The following is an 18312-nucleotide window of genomic DNA, read 5'->3' as shown; positions in this document are numbered from 1 at the left end:
AGGAGGATTGGAAATGAATTTTACTACAAAAGAACAACTAATATTAGCTTCTGCTTCACCAAGGAGGAAGGAATTGCTCCAAATGCTGAATGTCCCGTTTGAAATTGTGACAAGCGATGTTATCGAAACAAGTGTCACAGCCGATACTGTTCGTAAATATGTGACGGAAGTGGCATTATTGAAAGCGCGTGATGTGTCCGGGAAATGTCCGGGGCATTGTATTATCGGCGCGGATACAATTGTTGTGTTCAATGATCAAATACTGCACAAGCCTGTTTCGGAGGAAGAAGCCGTAGAGCATTTAACGAAGCTTGCAGGAAACCGACATGAGGTGATGACAGCTGTAGCTCTTATTTTGGCGGATGGAACAGAGCATACATTTGTTGAAGTGACATCAGTAATATTTAAAAATGTTTCTCCGCTAATGATCAAGGCTTATATTCAGACAGGAGATCCTTATGATAAAGCAGGCGGATACGGGATTCAAACGAGTGGCGCCATGCTCGTTGACCGTATTGAAGGAGACTACAATAATGTCGTCGGATTACCGATTGCTACATTAGTTCAAAAAATGCTTACATTACAACTACTAAAACTATCATTTTAGGAGTGATGTAAATGACGGTCCAACCGTTAATGAATATGAAAATCCATGACGTACATGAAGCAGACCGCCCGCGTGAACGCCTCATCCGCCAAGGTGCAAGAAGTTTGTCGAATCAGGAGCTCATTGCGATATTACTCGGCACCGGAACAAAAAGAGAATCTGTATTGACAGTAGCCAATCGGGTATTGATCAACTTCGAAAAATTGCATAATCTAAAGCATGCAACACTTGAAGAAATGACCGAGATTAAAGGGATCGGGGAAGCAAAAGCAGTTTTGCTGCTTGCTGCAATTGAACTTGGAAGACGACTTGCATCAAAAGATTTGGAAGAACGCTTTACAATCCGCTCGCCGGAAGATGCAGCCACCTTTTTAATGCAGGATATGACATCATTACAGCAAGAACATTTTGTCTGTCTCTTTCTCAACGTAAAAAATCAGGTACTTCATAAGCAAACCATCTTTGTCGGTAGTCTGAATGCCAGCATCGTCCACCCGCGGGAAATTTTTCGCGAAGCTGTAAAACGTTCCGCTGCTTCTATAATCTGTTCCCATAACCATCCAAGCGGCATCCCGACACCAAGTCCGGAAGATATCGATGTCACGACAAGACTATATGAAGCCGGTAAAATAGTCGGAGTCGATTTGCTCGATCACGTTATCATCGGTGATCATCAATTTATAAGTATGAAGGAAAAGGGATATTTCTAGGGAAACCTAGGCAACTGGACAAACGTTTAATCGTTTGTCTTTTTAATTTGTATGTATTTTATAGATTGAATATTATTACATTGCGATAACAATTATTACGGATTTAAGTATTCGTCGACAATTTTCGCAATTGCAACTTTTATTTGTTATATTCGTCATAAGCATGTGGCGATTTTGTTAAATCTTACATATTAATTTTATTTGTTTCGTAACGGAAATAGAAATACAATAGTAAAGTAGTGTTGTAGAAAAAAACATTCGACAAAAGTCGCGATTCGGTGCTTGTAACACTATAATTTTTTGATGTAATTCGTTATAATAGAGCGTATGATTTTGCTAGCATCATAAATTAGAAATCGTTTTAATAAGAAAGGGAGTACTTAATTTGTTTGGATTAGGGAATAAAGATGTCGGGATCGATCTTGGCACAGCTAATACATTAGTATTTGTAAAAGGTAAAGGAATTGTATTGCGTGAACCATCAGTAGTAGCGAAAAATACAAAAACTGGCGATATTGTAGCAGTCGGAAACGATGCAAAAAATATGATCGGTCGTACACCGGGTTCTATCGTGGCTATCCGCCCGATGAAAGATGGCGTTATTGCCGATTTTGAAATTACAACAGCAATGATTCAATATTATTTAAAAGAAGCAATGAAAGCATCGGGTTCTAACTGGAAGAAACCGAATGTCATGATTTGTGTACCATATGGTATTACTTCAGTTGAGCAGCGTGCTGTTATTGATGCAAGCCGTCAGGCAGGCGCAAAAGAAGCATTTACAATTGAAGAACCGTTTGCGGCGGCAATCGGTGCTAACTTGCCGGTATGGGAGCCTACAGGTTCGATGGTAGTTGATATCGGTGGAGGTACAACAGAAGTTGCTGTTATTTCTCTTGGCGGTATTGTTACTAGTGAATCAGTACGTGTTGGCGGTGATGCAATGGATCAGTCTATCATTGCCTATATCCGTAAAACATATAACTTAACAATTGGTGAGCGTACAGCGGAAAGCATCAAAGTAGAAATTGGTACGGCACGTGCAGAAGGACCTGCCGAAACGATGGAAATTCGTGGACGCGACCTGTTAACTGGTTTACCAAAAACGATTGAAATCACATCAGATGAAATTTCAAAATCTTTACATGAAGCTATTGTTGTTATTTTAGATGGTGTTAAGAAAACACTGGAACAAACTCCACCTGAATTATCTGCAGACGTAATGGAGCGTGGCATTGTTTTAACAGGCGGTGGCGCTTTATTACGTAATTTAGATAAAGTGATCAGTGACGAAACAAAAATGCCTGTATTTATTGCTGAGGATCCGCTGGATTGTGTTGCAATCGGAACGGGTAAAGCATTAGACAACATCGCTTTAATTCGTGCACAACAATTGAAGTAAGGAGGACTGGCAGTGCCACATTTTTCTAATAAAAAGTTAATTGTACTATTAGTAAGCGTGATTTTTCTAGTGGCATTGATTGGTTTCTCTTTACGTGATCGTCATAACGCAACATTACCCGAGAAAATTATTAAAGATACAGTTGGCTTTGCACAATCGCTTGTTGCAAAGCCGGCTAATTACATAACAGGTATTTTTAGCAATATTGATTCGCTGTTAAATACGTATGAAGAGAACCAGCGCTTAAAAATGCGTCTAGAAGACTTTGCAGTACTAAAGGCGGAAGTGAGTACTTTAAAGGCCGAAAATTCTTCATTGCGTGAACTCGCATCAATCGAGGAAAGTTTGCGTGATTTCGACCCGATTCAGGCGACGGTCATCGCGAGAAACCCTGATCAGTGGGAAGAAAAAATTATTTTAAATAAAGGGACAGCACATGGTGTCGAAAAAAACATGGCTGTTATGACTTCTCGAGGGCTAGTTGGTAAAATTGTCATCGCAACCCCGTATACTTCCGAAGTGGAGCTGCTTTATACGAATAATGAAAACTATCGTGTATCAGCGGTTGTACATGATGGGGAGAATAAGGAAATTCATGGTTTAGTAGAAGGTTATGACGTTGAGCGTAACGAATTATTATTAAAGCGGATCGATTCTAAAGTGGATGTTAAAGAAGGCGGGAAAGTATTGTCTTCCGGACTCGGTGGAATCTTCCCGAAAGGTATTTTAATCGGTGAGATTACAGAAGTAACAACGGATGATTTCGGTTTAACGAAAATGGCCTATGTCAAACCAGCAGCAGATTTTTCAATGATTGAACATGTGATTATCGCTAAGCGCAAAACAATTTCGGTAGATGGTTCCGACGGCGGCAGTACAAATGAAGATTTAGTAAATGGACCGGCCGATGAAAATGAGGGGGATGAGTAATGCTCGCTCGATTTTTAATTGGCTTCGTTGCTGTCTTGCTATTTTTACTTGAATCCGAGTTCGCCGTATTTTCCCCATTACAGTTAGGCGAAGGAATCTATTATTTGATTCCGCGTTTTTTAATTTTATACTTAATTTTTCTATCCATTTATTACAGCCGAAAAAAAGCCATGATTTATGGTCTTATTTTTGGACTTTGTTTTGATGTGTTTTATATTAATATTATTGGTCTTTATACGGTTTTATATCCTGCTATCTGTTATATTGCGGCTTGGTGTGTAAAACGCGTTCATCCACATTTAGTATTTTCTACGATTTTGGCATTATTGCTAATGATTGTTTTCGAATTTGTTGTATATGAATTTTTCTATATGCTCCAATTTACAACGATGGGGCTTCAGCCGTTCCTAGTGAATCGATTAGTTCCGACAACAATTGGTAATCTATTATTTTTGATAATGCTTGCATGGGCGTTTAAATATTGTCTTAACGCTCGTGTATTTCAACGGGCACAATAGCAGTTTAAAAAAACGAAAAGAAACAAAGCGGATCAATAATCCGGTTGTTTTCTTTTCGTTATTATGTAGCGCGAGGTGACTTGAAAAAGCTATGAAAAAACAACTTATCCATATTAAAGGAACAAAAGATGGGTTAGTATTGCGTTTGGATGATCAATGTTCTTTTACAGAATTGTTAGAAGAACTTGGAAAAAAAGTTACAGACGGCCATCTTGATGGTAAAATAGATGTACAATTGCACTTAGGGAAACGTTACTGTACACAGGAGCAAAAAGATCAGCTTACTGAGATTGTGGAAGAACAGCAAAAGCTATGTGTAAAGAAAATTCAAAGTGATGTCATTACATTGGAAGAAAGTCATAAACTGCTTGAGACAAGCCGTTCTGAAACATATGTCGGAATTGTGCGTTCCGGACAAACAATTCGGGTAACTGGTGATATTCTTGTGTTAGGTGATGTCAATCCAAACGGGCGTATTGAGGCAGGGGGTAATGTACATATTGCGGGTAAGTTAAAGGGCATTGTGCATGCAGGAATGGATGGCAATGAACAGGCAATTGTATCCGCGTCCCATTTTGAACCGACACATATATTAATTGGGAATTATGTGGAAGTAATGACGAACGAGTCGCAATATATTTTGGAAAATACCGATCAAATTTTTGCCTATCTTGGAGAAAATAATGTAATAGCATATGATAGAATCCAGGAAATAAGAAATATACGACCGAATTTATCAACATTCAAAGGAGGAAGCTAAATGAGTGATGAAGAATTATTATTCTCTAAGAATACTGATGATACTGGAGCTCAAAAAGCTACCTTATATAAGGAAGGGGCCGCTAATGTGGGAGAAGCAATCGTTATAACTTCAGGAAAAGGTGGAGTAGGAAAAACTACTACGACTGCAAACCTAGGGACTGCATTGGCTCTTCAAGGAAAGAAAGTTTGTCTAGTCGATACGGATATCGGACTGCGTAATTTAGACGTTATATTAGGTTTGGAAAATCGGATCATTTATGATCTAGTGGACGTAATTGAGGGCCGCTGCAAAATTCATCAGGCATTAGTAAAGGACAAACGTGTAGATGAACGTCTATACTTGCTGCCTGCTGCCCAAAATACGGATAAAAACGCCATCAACCCGGAACAGATGAAAGTTTTAATAGATGAGTTGAAGCGTGAATTTGATTATATTTTAATTGATTGTCCGGCTGGTATTGAGCAAGGCTACCGCAATGCAGTCGCTGGTGCGGACCGTGCAATTGTTGTAACGACACCCGAAATTTCAGCAGTAAGAGATGCGGATCGCATTATCGGACTATTGGAGCAGGAGCCGATTGAACCGCCCAAACTTATTATTAACCGAATCCGTAAAAGCTTGATGAACACCGGTGATGCAATGGATATTACAGAAGTAACGACACATTTATCGATTGATTTATTGGGAATCATTGTCGATAGTGAAGATGTTATCAGTTCATCCAATAAAGGTGAACCGATTGTCATGAATCCGAATAATAAAGCATCATTGGGATACCGTAATATCGCTCGCCGTATATTAGGGGATTCTGTGCCGTTAATGTCCTTGGAAGATGATCAGCCAAAAGGCGTTTTTGCAAAACTGAAAGCATTGTTTAAATAAGAAGTAAGCTGTATGGGATGCTATTATTCTGTACAGCTTTTTTTCTGTTAATGAAATTAAAGGTTTTTGCAATTTGGATCACTTTGAAGCAGGGTTACTTCCCGTCTAGGCTAAACCGCCAGCTCCCCGCGCCATTAGGTCCCCTATATGTACATGCTTTCTTGAATTGTATTGTCGTTCCTAACATATACTAGTGCAAAAAGATTGGATGGTGAGCTTGAAAAAATGGCAGTGGCTCATCGCGAGTATTGTCTTTGTTATTGTTTATAGCTGTAATTATTATGGGGATATCGCTACAAAACGTGTCATCCATTCCGTTGTCTACAGTTCGGATGATTTAGTCATGATGCGAAAGGCGGTCGTAAATATGTTATCTAATGAAGACCAGCAGCTCCCTGTTAGTGCAGATATATCGATTAGTCAATTACAGCTGTTTCAGACGATTGATCGTTTTAATGACGGATATTTACTCGTGTATGATGAACCGTTTGTATTAAATGCATTGTATGATGGAATGATTGTGTTTACAGGTCATACAAAATATAACGGGAAAACAGTTTCGATTGTTTATGATACAGGCGATACGGTTACGTTTGGGTTTGTGGACGACTTTTATGTATTGCCCTATACGACAGTTACAAAAGGAGCAATTGTCGCAACAAAAAAAAGCGGGGAACTCTACATTCAGATCGAACGTGACGGGCAAGTGTTGAATATGGAAGATACGATTCGCTGGCTAAAGGAACAGCCGATTTAGATGAAGGTTACGATTCATCCATTATTTTTGTTACTGCTCTTATCAATTGTTTTATATGGAGATATTGCTTTATACAGCATTATTATTGTTTCGCTATTATTTCATGAATTAGGTCATTTTATCGCTGCAAAACTTGTCGGAGCGAAAATAACACAATGTAAAATCGTTCCGTACGGCGGGGAGATGACGATTAAGGATGAACTGCAGCTCTCCTATAATCAGCTGATCATTATCGCCATTGGAGGGCCGGTTGCTACTTGTCTAGGGATTTTTATCAGTTTATTTCTGCCTGAAATGCTGAGTGCGAAATTAATAGAAGTTCAGTTGTTTATTCTGGCCATTAATCTTATCCCCATTTGGCCCCTCGATGGTGGAAGAATAGTATGTTACAGTATATTGAAGTGGCGGCCGTTTTCTAAAATTTTCGAATTTTATTTAACGGCTTCTTTTTATTTACTTACTGTAACAATTATCGTACTATTATATTTATTGCCGCAATCATTATCTTTAGTAATTATTAGCCTCTTTTTATGGAGCAAAGTAATTGGAGATTGGAAATATCGGAAATACCGTTCTGCTTTTGAGAAAATAGTAATGAAGCGGTTGACTTGATAATTTCGATGTGGTAGTATTTTAATGTTATTGTTTGTAGCACCCGTGCTACTGCAACCGCGCTGAACAGGTTTAAGTACCTTTATAGGTCACCTGCAATTCCGGGCGAGTCTGAGTCTAAGAGGAGGTGCATTTTAATGTACGCAATTATCGAAACTGGTGGTAAACAAATCAAAGTTGAAGCAGGTCAAGAAATCTATGTTGAAAAACTAGGTGTGGCTGCTGACGAAATCGTAACTTTTGACAAAGTTTTATTCGTAGGTGGAGAAACAGTTAAAGTTGGAGCTCCAACAGTTGCTGGCGCTACTGTAACAGCGAAAGTTGTTAAAGAAGGTAAGCAAAAGAAAATTACTGTTTTCAAACTTAAAGCGAAAAAGAACTACCGTCGTAAGCAAGGTCACCGTCAACCATACACTAAATTAGTAGTTGAAGCAATCAACGCTTAATAAGTAGGTGATGGACATGATTACAGTAACTATTTATAGTGACGAAAATCGTAAATCGTATGGATTTGAAATTTCAGGACATGCATTATCGGATATCTATGGTCGAGATTTAGTTTGTGCAGGTGCTTCTGCTGTTGCCTTTGGTGCAGTAAACGCAATCCCTCAAATTACAGGAATTACTCCTGAAATCGAACAAGGTGCTGAAGGCGGTTACTTAAAAGTAACTGTTCCACAAGCTGAACTGAATGATGAAACAGACGCTAAATTACAAGTTATTCTGAACACAATGGTGACACAGTTCTATACAATGACTGCGAGCTATTCAGAATATATCGAATTGAAATATAAAATGATCTAGGAGGTGGAACAGAATGTTATTATTAACTTTAGATCTTCAATTCTTCGCATCTAAAAAAGGTGTAGGTTCTACTAAAAACGGACGTGACTCTGAGTCTAAACGCCTTGGTGCTAAACGCGCTGATGGTCAATTTGTTACTGGTGGTTCAATTCTTTACCGTCAACGCGGTACAAAAATTTACCCAGGTACAAACGTAGGCCGCGGTGGTGACGATACATTATTCGCAAAAGTTGACGGCGTTGTTAAATTTGAACGCTATGGTCGCGACAAGAAAAAAGTATCTGTATACCCTACAGCTCAAGAAGCATAATTCTTGCAATGAAAGGACTGCATTTATTGCAGTCCTTTTTAAATTTTTGCACAAAAATACAGAGATGCCTTTATAAATGGATGATTGAAATTTTCTTAAGTATTGAATATGTTATGGGTATGAAGTATGGAAGGAAAATTGATGAAAAACTTGTTATACTAATAATACTGTAATACGGGGTGTGTAAAATGACCGTTTCAAAATTAACTGTAAGTGAAGCATTGCGCTTTGCAAATCACGACTATTTGAATCAGTTTCATTTAATCCAGATGAACTTAGATTTAGGACGAGTGGACGAGGCAAAAAAAGTAATTTTTGATCAGTCTGAACATTGTAAAATGCTTTCGAACATCAATCGACTTCAATTAGCGGAAACAGTGGAATGGCTTCAGACCCTATGTTGGCGCTATCCGGCTTTACAACTAAGCATGACGAGTAATGTAAATGCACCAATACAAAGCAAGTATGATGAAGCGATTGTTCAATACTTGGAAAACACAATTATTCATGTTTACGACAAGCTTGATCCATATGAAGAGCATCAATTACTGTTAAACATCGAAACATATGAAGATAAATGGAATATTTCGTTTCATTTAAAGGGAAAATGGGAACAGTCGCCATTTTCAATAGAACAGAATATTTTTAATGTGGAAACATATGAACAAACGAATACAAGTTGGAAATATGTTCTTCACATATGAGGAGTGAAAGAAATGTTTGTCGATCACGTAAAGATTTATGTTAAAGGTGGAGACGGCGGGGATGGAATGGTTGCCTTCCGCCGTGAAAAATATGTACCGAATGGTGGTCCAGCAGGTGGGGACGGAGCACGTGGCGGTAACGTTGTTTTTGAAGTAGAAGAAGGTTTACGTACATTAATGGATTTCCGTTACAAACGTCACTTCAAAGCTGAACGCGGAGAGCACGGAATGAGTAAAGGGATGCACGGTCGTCGTGCAGAAGATTTAATCGTTAAAGTACCACCGGGAACAGTTGTGATGAATGCGGAAACAAAAACAGTCATTGCCGATTTAGTTGAACATGGCCAACAAGCTGTAATTGCTAAAGCAGGCCGGGGCGGACGCGGTAACTGCCGTTTTGCGACACCTTCTAACCCTGCACCGGAATTAGCCGAAAAAGGCGAGCCGGGTCAAGAGCTTGAAGTAATTTTAGAGTTGAAAGTATTGGCGGATGTTGGATTAGTCGGTTTCCCTTCAGTAGGTAAATCAACATTATTATCTGTTGTTTCTTCTGCAAAACCTAAAATCGGTGCTTATCACTTTACAACAATCGTACCGAACTTAGGCATGGTGGAAACAGATGATGGCCGTTCATTCGCAATGGCCGATTTACCTGGTCTAATCGAAGGTGCACACCAAGGTGTCGGATTAGGGATGCAGTTCCTGCGCCACATTGAGCGTACACGTGTAATTGTACACGTAATCGATATGTCCGGTATGGAAGGCCGCGAACCTTATGACGATTATGTAACAATTAATAACGAGCTTGAACAATATAACTTACGATTACTTGAGCGTCCTCAAATTGTCGTAGCAAACAAAATGGATATGCCGAATGCGGAAGAGAACTTGGAAGAGTTCAAAAAGAAAGTGGGAGAAGATATAAAAGTTTACCCGGTTTCAGCTGTTTCACGTCAAGGATTAAAGCCATTGCTGTTTGAAATTGCGGATCTTTTAGAAGTAACACCGGAATTCTTATTACATGATGTCCTTGAAGAAGAATCGGATGCAGTCGTAATGTACAAGCATGAAGGCCAAGGCGGCGACTTCGAAATTTCGCGTGATGATGATGGTGCATATGTTCTTTCAGGATACACAATCGAACGCCTGTTCAAAATGACGGACTTCAGCCGTGAAGACGGTATTCGACGCTTTGCTCGCCAATTACGTGCGATGGGTGTCGATGAAGAATTACGTAAACGTGGTGCCCAAAATGGCGATACTGTACGTTTAATGGAATTCGAATTTGACTTTGTCGACTAATTAAGTGGGGGATGACGATGAAAAACGTAGCAAATCAGCGATATTATTTAGTGCGTGAAGATGTCCTGACAGATGCGATGCAAAAAACATTGGAAGCAAAACAATTATTGCAAAAAGGATCTGTTTCTTCCATTTGGGATGCGGTAAAGGAAGTGGATTTGTCTCGTAGCGCATTTTATAAATATCGTGATGCAGTTTTTCCTTTCCATTCGATTGTGCAGGAGCGTATTTTAACGGTTTTCATTCAATTACAAGACCGAAAGGGTACACTTGCCAAATTACTCGAAACTGTATCTGATGCCCATTGCAATGTCCTGACGATTCACCAGACAATTCCTATTCAAGGACGTGCCAATGTGACGCTTTCTTTAGATGTGACGAGCATGTCTTATGAGCTGGATGAACTTATTCGTAGCTTAAATCAACTTGAATTTATCGAATCTGCCGAAGTGATCAGTTCAGGCGCATTTTAACTTTTTTCAATGGAGAAAAGGGAGATGTCTCCGTGCGATTACATCAGAATATAATAAAATAAAAATTGCTGTCCAATAGGTTTTAGGGCATATTGGACAGCTTTTCTATAGGGTTAATTTCCAGAAAATTTAGAACTTATAATCGAGGTGCTTATTAATGTCAGAAAAAAATTGGGAAAAAAGAGTTGCTTACCTAGGTCCGGAAGCATCATTTACATATTTAGCGACAAAAGGATTGTTCCCGCATGATTGGCATATCCCGTACAAATCCATCCCGGAATGCATTGAAGCCGTATCGGAAGGAAAAGTCGAGCTGGCGGTTGTCCCTGTGGAAAATGCGCTGGAAGGTTCTGTCCCGCTGACAATTGACTACTTGTATCATGAATCCAATCTTTTCGTTACAGCTGAAGTCATGTCGAAAATCCAGCAGCATTTATTAGTCAATAAAAAATTCGCGGAAAATAGTGGGGCAATCGAGGAAATTTATTCACATCCGCATGCTTTGGCCCAGTGCCATAAGTATTTATATTATAATCATGGCGACGTAAGACAGACATCATATGCTTCGACAGCTGCCGCAGCAGAGCTAGTTTCCCAAACGGAAGACCGTTATATCGCTGCTGTTGCGAACCTTTCTGCCGCCGAAAAATATAATTTACATATCCTTGAACATAATATCCATGATTTCCATTTTAATCATACGCGTTTCTTCGTTTTATCGAAGCAAAATATAAAGCACGGTTTAGTACCGTTGCAGGCGCAACCGAAAACAACGTTTATGCTGACATTACCGACAGATGTATCTGGTGCACTTCATCAAGTGCTTTCGGTGTTTGCATGGCGTAAACTGAATTTGAGCAAGATTGAATCGCGACCACTTAAAACAGGGCTCGGGAATTATTTCTTCATTACTGATATACTAGCAGATGAAGAGGAACCGATGATGAAAGGTGCAATGGAAGAACTGATTGCGCTAGGCTGCAAAGTGAAGTCACTCGGTACTTACTATACATACGCCACACCGGAATGAGGTGAAAAATATGAAGCGAATCTTATTATTTGATGGAGAGTGCAATTTCTGTGATGCAAGCGTCCAGTTTATTATTCAACGTGACCCGAAAGCATTATTTCAGTTTGCCTCGCTTCAAAGTGAAGTTGGAATGGCTCTGTTAAAAAAGTATGATGTGCCGGAAACTACAGATAGTATTGTGTTTATAGAAGAGGAAAGGCATTTTACGGAATCGACGGCCGCGCTTAAAATCACTCGGAATTTATCAGGTTTGTGGAAGCTGTTTTATGTATTTATCATTGTACCAAAACCGGTTCGAGATCCTGTGTATCGCTGGATAGCCAAAAACCGCTACAAATGGTTCGGGAAAAAGCAGGAATGCATGTTACCGTCACCTGAACAGCGAAACCGATTTTTATAAAATATACAGGTGCACTCTGCTTTCATGCTGAGTGCACTTTTTCATTGTTCGGCTGCGTTGGGGGCATTTTTAATAGAAGAGTGGAGCCGTTTATTAGAGGAACTGGGCCATTTATTCGAAAAAGTAGTGAGGGTATTAGAACTTTCAAGAATTTCAAATATGCAGCACGCTTACTTTTTAATATATAAGGCTGAAACAATAGGCTTACCATTTATAATAGAACTTTGCTGCGGGATATTAGCACAAATCATACCGATATTTGCACATTCGGCTGCGATATTAGAAAAAAAGAATCCTATATTGGAACATCCGGCCGGTATATTAGAAAACCGCCATTTTATTAGAACATAAAAATTTATTTTAGAAAATCTGCAAATATATTGGAAGTTCCATTAAAAAAACAAACTTTCCTGTAACGGGGCTCGTCTAATTGGTGAAAGGAGGTATTCCGGTGGAAAGTTATTTAATAAATGATACCGTTAACTTATCAAATGAAGAGATTATAGATGAATTAATGCAACATTACGGAGAAGACGTATTGAAGCTTGTCATGCAATATGTACATAATAACTCGGTTGCCGAGGATCTGACACAGGAAATTTTCGTGAAATGCTACAAAGCACTACCATCATTCCAATACGGTTCGTCGTTAAAAACTTGGCTTTGGCGCATTGCAATCAACCATTCAAAAGATTATTTGAAAAGCTGGTATGCCAAAAATGTCGAAGCAAAAGATGCTGAAGTTTTTATGCAAGTGGAAAGCAGCATTTCCGTTGAACAGGAAGTTATCCAGCAACAGGAAGATGATAACCTAGTAAAGGCAGTCATGGCGCTACCGATCAAATACCGTGAAGTGATTTATTTATGTTATTACGAAGATCAGACGATGCGGGAAATGGCCGATGTACTGCAAATCAATGAGAACACAGTAAAAACAAGACTTCGAAAAGGGAAGCAGCTATTAAAAAAACATCTGGAGCGTGAAGAAAATGGATGATCGTTTAAAAAACTTGAAAAAAGCGATGGATCGCACTGCCTTTTCCAGCACGAAATTTACAGAGCAGCATAAAGAAAATATTCAGCGCCAGTTAAGCGTCGATGAGTTGAAAAAAGTTGTTTTATCACTTCTTTTCGAAGCAAGGTCCGGTATTGAAATTATGCAATTACTCCATGTAAGGGGAATACAGGATGTTGTCAACAATGAGGGGATGATTTATTCAATACTTCATGAACAGGAAAGCGATGGATTTGTGTTTGCCAATTGGACGGAAGGCGTTAAGCGGTACGAGTTAACGAAAACCGGTAAAAAACAATTACAGCAAGACGGGCATGTGAAACTGACATTGAAGGAACGTCTAATGGGGGTTCGTATGCATGCAGATTGAAAGCTTCTTAAGAAAAGTAACTGCATTTATTCGTTCGAAGGAAGCTCAGGTTCATGTATATGACGAATTAAAGCATCATATTGAACATTCAAAAAATGCATGGATGAAAAAAGGGTATACACCTGAGGAAGCGGAGCGAAAAGCAATTAAAGAAATGGGTTCGCCTTCCGAAATCGGGAAATCGATGGACAAAATTCATCGGCCGAAAGTGGACTGGCTGCTGATAGGTTTAGTTGCCATTCTGTTAGGTGCAAGTTTTATCCCGATAGTAACATTTGACAGTACCATCATTTTTGGAACGGATATGACCGATTATTTTATTCGTAATAAATGGCTGCACTTTGTATGTGCCGTGATATTGATTGCAGCACTGATGTACATCGATTATCGGAAGCTGGAACGATTCAGCATGGCTATATATTTTGGTGCACTTATTTTGTTAATGATGTTAAATTATTTTCCTGCAGCTATGGTGCACGGGCAAAGCTATTTAATGGTAGGACCGTTACAAATTCAGGCCTGGACCGTTTTACCATTGCTGATCATTGCTTGGGCAGGCTTTTTAACGCAGAGAAAACTTAAAATCTGGCAGCTAAGCGTCTTATTTGTTTTGCCGTTGTGGCTTATATTACGTGCACCAAGCCTGATAGTAGCCCTCATTTATGCAGGGGTAGTGACGGTATTGTTTTTTGTCAGCAGTTATTCCGCCAAGACAAAAATTGTGACAAGTTTAGCTGTGAGCGGGTTTGTAGCTGGCAGTATGTTCTTGATAATTCCCCGGCTGCACGAATATCAGCTTGTACGGTTATACGCATTTTTGGATCCTGCCAGCTATGCGACAACGGAAGGTTATGTTTATTTGGCAGTTAAAAATGCATTAAATGAAGCAGGATGGTTTGGGGCTGAGACGATTCGCTATATTCCGGAAGGCCATACAGATTTTGCTTTAGTACTGCTAATTCAGAAATTTGGTCATATCTCAGGGATTATTATTGTAACGGTTTTATTCGCCATCGCAGTTCGTATACTTTGGAAAGCAAAACAATTAGCCCGTTCCTATGGCAAAATGCTTGTAATTGGAGCAGTATCTTTTTATTGCATGCAGTTTGGATATTCTATTGCGATGATCCTTGGCTGGTTGCCGATTATCGGATTATCGCTTCCTTTTATAAGTTATGGTTTTACATCTCTCCTATTAAACTCATTTGTCATCGGGATTGCACTAAGTGTATATCGCAGGAAAACATTCACGAGGTATGGAGTAAAACGGAATTATTCATAAAAAAAACAGCTTATTCATCGGACAAGTGTCTTTTGAATAAGCTGTTTTAAATTAGTTTTCAATCAAAAACCCGCGCTGGCGTAATTTCTCTTCGGCCAGATTCAGGCTCTCTTCAGAAGTCGAGCTAATGACATGTAAGTGTGTACCATCCGTTAATGCAGAAAGATACAGAGCATTCGTTTCCTGGACGCGATTCACAAAATGCTCAACTTCCAAGCGGTTAGATACCATAATCGAAGCGGTAATTTCTCCATATACAGGATGTTCGACAATAACGCTTTCGACGGTAACCCCACAATCGACCAATATGAAAAGTTCTTCTTTTGCTTCGTTTGGATTGTGCATACACACAATTTTTCGCTGAAGGCGTTTTTGCTGGACGTTATGCATATAAATATACCCTTGGCTTGTTGCTACAATCGGTTCATTTCGTGCTTTCAATAAATTCATATCATTGACGATGACTTGTCTTGAAACATTTGTACGCTTCGCCAAATCCGTACCTGTCATCGGCTGTTCAGCAGTTTTTAACAATGCAAGCAGTTCCAGACGCCGTTCTTCACCTAATAATTTTTTCAATATATCCACCTCAATTAGCATACGAGTTCCTTTTTATCTTATCATATTTACCGTTTGCTTAGCGTGAACATTGTGGCAATAGCACAATTTGTGCATATGCTATTACGAGAAAAGGAGGAAAGAAGTGCGCGTTCATATTGTTCAAAAGGGAGACACTTTGTGGAAAATCGCGAAGCAATACGCGGTTGGCTTTGATGAGTTAAAGCGATTAAACGCCCATTTAGCAAACCCTGACTATATTGTTCCGGGAATGGAAATCTATTTACCGGACACGACTACGAAAAAAGAAGTGCAGCAACCTGTGAAGGAACAGCCTAAGTCTGTTAAAGAGCAGCCGGTACCAACACCCGCTCCAGCGCCAAAACCAGCCCCGGCTCCAGCGCCTAAAAAAGAGCAGATCGTTAAGCCGGCCCCGGCCCCAGCTCCAGTACCGGCTCCGATGCCGATGCCACAACCGCAAAAACCGATATGGCAAGGGGATATTATTTATTTCCAGCAACCTCAGCCGATGCCAATGCCAAACTGGCAAACAAATGTACATGTCCAGCCGACATTTGAAAATACGGTGACGGTACAGCCGCCGCAACAAGCACCAATGCCGCCGCAACCGGTTGTTCAACAGCCGCAGCCGCAACCGCAACCGATCTTTATCGAACAGCCGCAATATATTCAGCCAATGCCAATGCCGATGCCGCAAATGCCTGTGTGTCCAACGTGTCACCATATGCCGATGCCGATGCCGATGCCGATGCCAATGCCGCAAATGCCTGTATGTTCAAAATGTCATCAAATGGCAATGGAATCTCCAATGCAGATGCAACCAATGCCAATGCCACAAATGCCAGTATGTTCGAAATGTAACCAAATGGCAATGGAATCCCCAATGCATATGCAACCGAATATGTATATGGAGCCAATGCCGATGTCGGTACCGATGCAAATGCAGATGCAGCCGATTTTCCATGAAGAGTCCTCATTGAAGAGAGACCATTGCCAGGATAAGGACCACCTAGTTCACCAGTATTATGAAGAAATTGACCATATGATGCGTCAACCAAACCCTTGTCACCCACATATGATGCCATATCAAGAAAATACAATGCCACATATGATGCCGTATCCAGAAAATACAATGCCACATATGATGCCGTATCAAGAAAATACAATGCCGCAAATGATGCCATATCCAGCAAATACGATGCCTCAGATGCAACAAATGCCACATCCGCCGAAATCATGTCAATAGTAATTAAAGAAAATTGCTGGAAGTGGGATACACATAAAGGGTCCTTTTTTATGAAGTACTATGAAAATGGTTTTGTTGCACAGAAAGTTAAAGCGATTCATCGAGAGCTTGAAAATATACAATTTCCATATCATATTCCACTTGTTGAAAATGAAGAGCCGCATATATTAAAGCAGTTTTGGTTTGAAGGGAAAAGTGCGGAGTATAAACGTTTTGAACATCAGCAGCTTTCCCTGCATGCAATCGAAAAACTGCATGAAACAAATGAAGTCATTCCTTGGGCGGAATTGGGTATCTTGTCCGCGTATCGATTACAGGAGAAGTGGACGAGGAGATTCGAGCGTTTTATCAACCATGAAAGAGAACTGAGACGTTTATTAAAAAGCAATTACGATATTTTAGTCAATCATGCTTCCTATGCCTTAGGTTTAATGGCCCAAATTACAGTTCCAAGTGAAAAGCAAACGATTTTACATGGGGATGTTGTTCATCATAATGTGATGCTACGTGGTGAAGACGTAAAACTTATCGATTTTGATTTAGCCTCTTTAGGAGAGGCATCAGATGAAATTATTTTATGGATTCATCGTGTATTGCCGCATGTTCAGTATGAAATTCAGCCACTTGTTAATGACCATCATTATTTGCATAAAGCGCAGGAAAAGCTTCATTATCTGTTTTTCCCGAATGAAATATTAAGGGAATGTCTATTCTATTTGAAACTCAGCGACCGGCAAAAGCTTTCCTGCTACCCATTTATTCAATCGATTGTACATGACTGGATGAAAAATTATGATTCTTTTGCAAGGCAAATTGATACATTGCAAAATTAATTCGCAGTTTATTATCGATGATAGATGGAAAAGAATATGATAAACTATTAAAGGCTGTCTTTAAGGACGGTCTTTTCTTTTTGAAGCAACATACGTTCGGTAATTCACAGTTCTTATGCTATAATAGAGCAAGAAATGTGAGGGATAAAACGATGTATGATTATTTAAAAGGACAGGTTACTAGGGTTACCCCAGAATATATTGTATTAGAGCAACAAGGGATTGGCTGGATGCTTTATACACCAAATCCATTTGCATTCCGTGCATCTGCAAGTGAACAACAAATCTATGTGTCACTGCAAGTACGTGAAGATGCCCAAAATTTATATGGGTTCAATAGTTTGGAGCAACGTGAATTATTTAAAAAACTGATTCAGGTATCAGGCATCGGCCCAAAAGGTGCACTTGCTATTTTAGCGAGCGGAAATCCAACGTCTGTCATCCAGGCAATTGAAATGGAAGATGAAGCATTTTTAATCCGTTTCCCGGGCGTCGGGAAGAAGACAGCGCGTCAGATGATTCTCGATTTAAAAGGGAAGCTGGACATGCTGCTTGACCAAGTCGAGCTACCGAGCGCGGAAAACGAACTGCCATTATTTGGAGTGAATCCGAATGAGCATGAGTTGCAGGAAGCGATGCTGGCACTTGTCGCATTAGGCTATTCAGAAAAAGAACTCGATAAAATCAGACCGCAATTAAGTGAAGACGAAAAATTATCTACGACAGACGCCTATATTAAGCAGGCGTTAAAACTGTTGTTGAAATTGAAATAAAAAGGAGTGA

General features: G+C 39.7%; 24 protein-coding genes and 1 other annotated feature. Of the genes, 23 read left to right on the top strand and 1 reads right to left on the bottom strand.

Going from position 1 to position 18312, the window contains the following annotated elements:
• Positions 1-13: 13 nt before the first annotated feature.
• The 20 genes from MKZ25_RS12780 to MKZ25_RS12685 all read left to right on the top strand — a co-directional run bounded on the left by MKZ25_RS12780 (position 14) and on the right by MKZ25_RS12685 (position 14871).
• Positions 14-607 (top strand): Maf family protein, encoded by a 594-nt coding sequence (locus MKZ25_RS12780; RefSeq protein WP_340801837.1) that lies wholly within the window; start codon positions 14-16, stop codon positions 605-607.
• A gap of 11 nt (positions 608-618) precedes the next feature.
• A complete protein-coding gene (gene radC, locus MKZ25_RS12775) occupies positions 619-1317 on the top strand; it encodes a RadC family protein (protein WP_340801836.1) in 699 nt (232 codons plus the stop codon).
• A 385-nt stretch (positions 1318-1702) separates the two neighbouring features.
• Positions 1703-2719, top strand: a complete 1017-nt coding sequence (locus tag MKZ25_RS12770) for a rod shape-determining protein (protein WP_079528052.1) — start codon at positions 1703-1705, stop codon at positions 2717-2719.
• A gap of 12 nt (positions 2720-2731) precedes the next feature.
• Complete coding sequence (gene mreC, locus MKZ25_RS12765; RefSeq protein WP_340801835.1) at positions 2732-3649, top strand: rod shape-determining protein MreC; 918 nt, start codon at positions 2732-2734, stop codon at positions 3647-3649.
• Entirely contained in the window at positions 3649-4167 is a 519-nt protein-coding gene (mreD, locus tag MKZ25_RS12760; RefSeq protein ID WP_340801834.1) for a rod shape-determining protein MreD, read from the top strand. Before mreC ends, mreD begins: the two co-directional genes overlap by 1 nt.
• A 91-nt stretch (positions 4168-4258) precedes the next feature.
• On the top strand, positions 4259-4927 hold the full coding sequence (locus MKZ25_RS12755; RefSeq protein ID WP_340801833.1) for a septum site-determining protein MinC: 669 nt from the start codon (positions 4259-4261) through the stop codon (positions 4925-4927).
• A gap of 87 nt (positions 4928-5014) precedes the next feature.
• The gene (gene minD / locus MKZ25_RS12750) at positions 5015-5812 is read left to right on the top strand and encodes a septum site-determining protein MinD (RefSeq protein WP_340803018.1); all 798 of its coding nucleotides are present in this window, start codon (positions 5015-5017) and stop codon (positions 5810-5812) included.
• 217 nt (positions 5813-6029) lie between these two features.
• A complete protein-coding gene (locus MKZ25_RS12745) occupies positions 6030-6569 on the top strand; it encodes a hypothetical protein (RefSeq protein WP_340801832.1) in 540 nt (179 codons plus the stop codon).
• Positions 6570-7181 carry a site-2 protease family protein gene (locus MKZ25_RS12740; RefSeq protein WP_340801831.1) on the top strand — a complete coding sequence of 204 codons (612 nt, stop codon included), beginning with the start codon at positions 6570-6572 and terminating at the stop codon, positions 7179-7181.
• Between the two features lie 45 nt (positions 7182-7226).
• Positions 7227-7304: a sequence feature (ribosomal protein L21 leader region), on the top strand.
• A 14-nt stretch (positions 7305-7318) separates the two neighbouring features.
• A complete protein-coding gene (gene rplU, locus MKZ25_RS12735; protein WP_008405205.1) occupies positions 7319-7627 on the top strand; it encodes a 50S ribosomal protein L21 in 309 nt (102 codons plus the stop codon).
• Between the two features lie 16 nt (positions 7628-7643).
• On the top strand, positions 7644-7985 hold the full coding sequence (locus MKZ25_RS12730; protein WP_008405207.1) for a ribosomal-processing cysteine protease Prp: 342 nt from the start codon (positions 7644-7646) through the stop codon (positions 7983-7985).
• Positions 7986-7998: 13 nt separating this feature from the next.
• Complete coding sequence (gene rpmA, locus MKZ25_RS12725; RefSeq protein WP_008405208.1) at positions 7999-8295, top strand: 50S ribosomal protein L27; 297 nt, start codon at positions 7999-8001, stop codon at positions 8293-8295.
• Positions 8296-8483: 188 nt separating this feature from the next.
• A complete protein-coding gene (locus MKZ25_RS12720) occupies positions 8484-8999 on the top strand; it encodes a Spo0B domain-containing protein (protein ID WP_340801830.1) in 516 nt (171 codons plus the stop codon).
• A 12-nt stretch (positions 9000-9011) separates the two neighbouring features.
• The gene (obgE, locus tag MKZ25_RS12715) at positions 9012-10301 is read left to right on the top strand and encodes a GTPase ObgE (protein WP_340801829.1); all 1290 of its coding nucleotides are present in this window, start codon (positions 9012-9014) and stop codon (positions 10299-10301) included.
• A gap of 17 nt (positions 10302-10318) precedes the next feature.
• The gene (locus tag MKZ25_RS12710) at positions 10319-10774 is read left to right on the top strand and encodes an ACT domain-containing protein (RefSeq protein ID WP_008405215.1); all 456 of its coding nucleotides are present in this window, start codon (positions 10319-10321) and stop codon (positions 10772-10774) included.
• A gap of 157 nt (positions 10775-10931) precedes the next feature.
• Positions 10932-11804: a prephenate dehydratase gene (gene pheA, locus MKZ25_RS12705; RefSeq protein WP_340801828.1), complete on the top strand. Its 873-nt coding sequence runs from the start codon at positions 10932-10934 to the stop codon at positions 11802-11804.
• A 10-nt stretch (positions 11805-11814) separates the two neighbouring features.
• A complete protein-coding gene (locus MKZ25_RS12700) occupies positions 11815-12204 on the top strand; it encodes a thiol-disulfide oxidoreductase DCC family protein (protein WP_340801827.1) in 390 nt (129 codons plus the stop codon).
• A 451-nt stretch (positions 12205-12655) separates the two neighbouring features.
• Entirely contained in the window at positions 12656-13201 is a 546-nt protein-coding gene (locus tag MKZ25_RS12695; protein ID WP_340801826.1) for a sigma-70 family RNA polymerase sigma factor, read from the top strand.
• The gene (locus MKZ25_RS12690; protein WP_340801825.1) at positions 13194-13589 is read left to right on the top strand and encodes a helix-turn-helix transcriptional regulator; all 396 of its coding nucleotides are present in this window, start codon (positions 13194-13196) and stop codon (positions 13587-13589) included. Before MKZ25_RS12695 ends, MKZ25_RS12690 begins: the two co-directional genes overlap by 8 nt.
• On the top strand, positions 13579-14871 hold the full coding sequence (locus MKZ25_RS12685) for an FtsW/RodA/SpoVE family cell cycle protein (protein ID WP_340801824.1): 1293 nt from the start codon (positions 13579-13581) through the stop codon (positions 14869-14871). Before MKZ25_RS12690 ends, MKZ25_RS12685 begins: the two co-directional genes overlap by 11 nt.
• Positions 14872-14922: 51 nt before the next feature.
• On the opposite strand, the gene MKZ25_RS12680 is transcribed toward MKZ25_RS12685, so the two are convergent.
• Positions 14923-15450, bottom strand: a complete 528-nt coding sequence (locus MKZ25_RS12680; RefSeq protein WP_340801823.1) for a transcription repressor NadR — start codon at positions 15448-15450, stop codon at positions 14923-14925.
• Between the two features lie 124 nt (positions 15451-15574).
• Between MKZ25_RS12680 and MKZ25_RS12675 the strand changes: the two genes are divergently transcribed.
• The 3 genes from MKZ25_RS12675 to ruvA all read left to right on the top strand — a co-directional run bounded on the left by MKZ25_RS12675 (position 15575) and on the right by ruvA (position 18302).
• Positions 15575-16696: a LysM peptidoglycan-binding domain-containing protein gene (locus tag MKZ25_RS12675; RefSeq protein WP_340801822.1), complete on the top strand. Its 1122-nt coding sequence runs from the start codon at positions 15575-15577 to the stop codon at positions 16694-16696.
• A 50-nt stretch (positions 16697-16746) separates the two neighbouring features.
• Positions 16747-17529 (top strand): phosphotransferase, encoded by a 783-nt coding sequence (locus tag MKZ25_RS12670; RefSeq protein WP_340801821.1) that lies wholly within the window; start codon positions 16747-16749, stop codon positions 17527-17529.
• Positions 17530-17681: 152 nt separating this feature from the next.
• Positions 17682-18302, top strand: a complete 621-nt coding sequence (gene ruvA / locus MKZ25_RS12665; RefSeq protein ID WP_340801820.1) for a Holliday junction branch migration protein RuvA — start codon at positions 17682-17684, stop codon at positions 18300-18302.
• Positions 18303-18312 lie beyond the last annotated feature (10 nt).

It is taken from the genome of Solibacillus sp. FSL W7-1464, assembly GCF_038004425.1.
In the GTDB taxonomy this organism is placed as follows: Bacteria; Bacillota; Bacilli; order Bacillales_A; family Planococcaceae; genus Solibacillus.
This window is presented reverse-complemented; position numbering and strand designations above follow the sequence as displayed.